The sequence below is a fragment of the Marinilabiliales bacterium genome, from assembly GCA_007695015.1.
GTDB lineage: Bacteria > Bacteroidota > Bacteroidia > Bacteroidales > PUMT01 > PXAP01.
This window is the reverse complement of the sequence record REEN01000004.1, coordinates 1-3,481: the sequence shown is the minus strand read 5'-3', so window position 1 is coordinate 3,481 and position 3,481 is coordinate 1. Positions and strand designations below refer to the sequence as shown.

The window sequence follows — 3,481 nt, the reverse complement described above, 5'->3', positions numbered from 1 at the left end:
GCCCACAGGTACTGGCAGTAGTCCGTTACCCCCGGCAGAGCTTCATAAACGGCAGGTGCCAGCAACGCCGACGAGGCATCGTTCCAGCGGCCGTAAGTTGAGTCATCGGCATGGATAAGCTTGTAAACCGAATCCTGGTTCTCATGGAACCGGTCGAGTCCGGCCAGGCCAACTATGCTCATCGCAAGGGCAAGTGCCACCGAAAGCCCCAGTGTGAGTCCCCCGACATTGATCAGGGTGTAAACCTTATTATTTGCCAGACTTTTAAATGCATACTTGATGTAATTAAACATAGCTCTTGTATTTTTTTAATTAATGGCCGCCATGGTCACTAATACCTCAGCGCTTCAGCCATGTAACCTACGGTTAAAACAGTCGAACAAATATCTCCTTATAATATTTCCGGTAAAAGCATCATTGGTTCTGATCATAATTTTTTTGTTAATTTTGAAATAAAATCATTCAAAATGAGAGACTGGACAGACAATATTGAAAGCAATCCGGATATCCTTTATGGCAAGCCCGTAGTAAAGGGTACCCGCGTACCTGTCGACATGGTACTTGAGAAGATGTCGAACGGACAATCCTTTCAGGAAATAATCCGCTCTTATCCTGATTTAACTGATAAAGATCTATACGCATGCCTGGCCTATGCCTCTTCGCTGATAAGGAATGAAATAACCAAACCACTGGCATCCTGATGCAATTTCTTGCCGATGAAAATATTGAATATCCAGTAATCAGGATATTGAGAAGTAATGGTGTTGAAATTCTCGCGATAAGAGACCTGATGAAAGGTGCAACAGATTCAGAGATACTGGAATTTGCATTTAAAGAAAAGCTGATCCTGATTACTTCAGACAAGGATTTTGGTGAGTTGACCTTCAGGTTAAAGAAGCCTAACCACGGCATTATCCTTTTAAGAGAGCCCGCTGCAGGAATTGAAGAAAAGGCAGAAATACTTAATGTTGCAATCAAAAAGCTTGATAAGGATGCCTTTAATAAATTCATTGTTATTGACAGATTAAAGATCAGATTTCGAAGTCAGTTATAACTGCACAGTCACTCATACCTCAACGCCTCCATGGGTTGCACCCGGCCGCCACGGTCATTCATACCTCAAAGCCTCCACAGGGTTTCTTATTGCCGCCCGCCAGGTCTGCCAGCCGGTGGCTGCCAGGGTAACCGTCACGATAGCCGCTGCAGAAGATATCAGGATCCACGGATAGAGCGGCAGCTTGTAAGCGCCGGGAAAAGCGTTATGGACAAGCCATGCTCCCGGCCATGCCAGCGCCAGCGAAATACCGAGCAGGATGAAAAACTCCCTGTTGAGCAGAAGAAAGATGACCCCGTCGGGACAACCGTTTATCTTCCTGATCCCTATCTCCTTGGTCCGCCGCAAAACACTGAATGATACCAGTCCCAGTAACCCCGTAACCGCCAGGAACAAGCTGAACCCGGTAAAGAGAAGTACCGACTTTTTAACAGTCTGGTAGCTCCTGTAGGCGTTTTCATTCATGAAAGCCGACTCGAGCTCTTCTATCACAAAAGGATCGTCAGGGAATACCCGGCTGAACTCAGATGCAAGGAGTCCCACCGCCTCATCGCGGTAGCCAGGCAGATAGCGGAAAGCATAAACACGGCTGCCGGTCATCTCACCGGGAGCAAGAGTGAGCACAACAGGATCGAGCGGATTGTGAATATCCATAACATGATAATCGGCAACAACACCAACCACGGTATACCTGTTATTGTCAAGACGCTTGCCTATGGGGTTGTCCCATCCGAAATAACGCACCGCCGTCTCATTTACCAGGCATGCATTGTGTACATCAGACGGATAATCCCTTGAGAAATCCCGGCCATCAACCAGGGAGATTCCCAGGTTGCCAACGAAATCCCAGGAAACACTGTTGGGCCTGTACCTGACCCTTGTACCCGGGTCGGCCCCCTCCCAGTTGATCATACCGCCGCCAAAGTTCACAAAAGGCAGGTTATCTGACATTGACGCATTCAGGATGGCCGGACTTTGCAGCAAACGGCTCCTGAAATCTTCAAAACAGATTTCTTCTGCCGGTGTGGTGAGCTGCACGTATATCATGTTCTCCCTGTCAAAACCTATATCTTTTGAGGTCAGATGGTTTACCTGCACAAGGAAAAAGAGGCTGAGGCAGATAAGGAACACCGAAATTGAAAACTGCAGCAGAACCAGGACCTTGCGCAGCTTTATCCGGTCACTGCCGGCTTTGAACTCTCCCTTGAACAGGTTAACAATGCTGTTTGACGACATAAGGAATGCCGGGTAAGCACCTGCCAGCAGTCCGATACCGGCCGCTCCTGCCGCCAGTATAGCGGTTACACGCCAATCATGAAAAAAATTCGGGTCGATGGCAGTGCCCATGATGCTGTTGAAAAACGGAAGCAGCAATGAGGCGAGATAGATAGAAATGGCAAATCCAATTACCGACACCACCACGCTTTCGCCCAGGAACTGCAGGATCAGTCCGGGTCTCTTGCATCCGCTCATCTTCTTGATCGCTATCTCCTTACCCCTTATCGACGAACCCGCGATCGTCAGGTTCACGTAATTGAAAACCGACATCGAAAGTATGAATACACCGATCAGCCCGAATATCCAGATTATGTTATAGTAGTCAGGCACGCTGTCAAGCCTCATTCCTGCGAGGGCTCCCAGTCTGAGTGTCTCCATCTCCATGCCGTCACGCCCGGCAAAAAGGTCCCTCACCGCTGCCTCCGCCGCCTCTCTGCCCGCTCCCTCTCCCAGCATCACAAAAGTCATGAACGACGCCGGTATGATATCATCCCGGCCTATCCCTTCGGTCCTCAGGAGTGTCGGCAGCGATATTATGTACTCAGGGCGTATGGTCGAGTTAAGAGGCAGGTCGTTATATACACCCGCAACCATAAGCTCGTGCTTTCCGTCGAGCGTAACAACCATTCCCTCTGCGGCTTCCCCCTCAAACAACCTGCCGGCAAGAGATTCTGAGATCACTACAGTAAATGGCTGTCCGAACTCATCAGGCAGGCGGCCATCGGCGAAACTACAGGTAAAAACATCAAAGAAATTCCTGTCAGCATATATCCCCCTGTCAATCCTGTATTGCCTTTCGGCGGAAACAGACAGGAACCTGTCCCCCACCTGGTAAACAGATGCAACCCTCTCAAAACCCGGGTACTCTTCCAAAAGAGGCGCCGTTACCGGGGGCGTAAAAGGCGTGATGCTGCCGGTACCGGAATTGCGGGCCGACAAAGCGATATCGCGCTGCACGATGAATATCCTGTCATAGTTCTCATTGTGTTTATCCCAGCTAAGCTCATATTTAATGAATAGTGCAACCAGCACAACAGCAACAAAACCAACCATAAGGCCCAGTAAAGAGACCAGTGATGTAAACCTGTTCTTCAAAAGGTTGCGCATCGAAATCCTGAAAATAATACCGCTCATTTATAGTTTATTAAT

Annotated in this window: 4 protein-coding genes; 2 read left to right on the top strand and 2 right to left on the bottom strand. The window is 48.7% G+C overall.

Going from position 1 to position 3,481, the window contains the following annotated elements; translation table 11 throughout:
- The coding region (locus EA408_00075; protein ID TVR75653.1) for a hypothetical protein at positions 1–293 on the bottom strand (293 nt) is incomplete at its 3' end.
- 174 nt (positions 294–467) lie between these two features.
- On the opposite strand from EA408_00075, the gene EA408_00070 reads away from it, so the two are divergent.
- Positions 468–701, top strand: coding sequence for a DUF433 domain-containing protein (locus EA408_00070; protein TVR75652.1), 234 nt, complete (start codon positions 468–470; stop codon positions 699–701).
- Positions 701–1,054 (top strand): hypothetical protein, encoded by a 354-nt coding sequence (locus EA408_00065; protein TVR75651.1) that lies wholly within the window; start codon positions 701–703, stop codon positions 1,052–1,054. The genes EA408_00070 and EA408_00065 overlap by 1 nt, the downstream gene beginning before the upstream one ends.
- Before the next feature lie 54 nt (positions 1,055–1,108).
- On the opposite strand, the gene EA408_00060 is transcribed toward EA408_00065, so the two are convergent.
- Positions 1,109–3,466: an FtsX-like permease family protein gene (locus EA408_00060; protein ID TVR75650.1), complete on the bottom strand. Its 2,358-nt coding sequence runs from the start codon at positions 3,464–3,466 to the stop codon at positions 1,109–1,111.
- Positions 3,467–3,481 lie beyond the last annotated feature (15 nt).

What these genes read in the sequence shown, in the direction of transcription:
- EA408_00070 (TVR75652.1), top strand. Translation starts at nt 468, where the DNA reads ATGAGAGACTGGACAGACAATATTGAAAGCAATCCGGATATCCTTTAT.
- EA408_00065 (TVR75651.1), top strand. Translation starts at nt 701, where the DNA reads ATGCAATTTCTTGCCGATGAAAATATTGAATATCCAGTAATCAGGATA.
- EA408_00060 (TVR75650.1), bottom strand. Translation starts at nt 3,466, where the DNA reads ATGAGCGGTATTATTTTCAGGATTTCGATGCGCAACCTTTTGAAGAAC.